Below are 223 nucleotides of genomic sequence, written 5' to 3'. Positions count from 1 at the left end.
GGCTCAAAATGCTGTCAGAATCATAAACACGAGGGTGATCAAAGTCGATATCATCAGGGCGGTAAGGTCTAGATCCTGTGGCAATCATAATTTGTTTAGCTGAAATTTTATCTACAGAACCATCAGCATGCAAAATACTGACGGTATGGGCATCAACAAAGGAAGCTTGACCTTGAATATGTTCTACGCGATTTCGGTTATAAAAACCGCTGCGTAGGCTAAC

1 pseudogene is annotated in these 223 nt (G+C 41.7%); it reads right to left on the bottom strand.

The window, feature by feature from the left end:
* Positions 1-223 (bottom strand): annotated as a pseudogene (locus AACQ14_RS24680) (hypothetical protein); the annotation flags it as partial.

The organism is Vallitalea maricola, from assembly GCF_036985595.1.
GTDB classification, from domain to species: domain Bacteria; phylum Bacillota; class Clostridia; order Lachnospirales; family Vallitaleaceae; genus Vallitalea; species Vallitalea maricola.
This window is presented reverse-complemented; position numbering and strand designations above follow the sequence as displayed.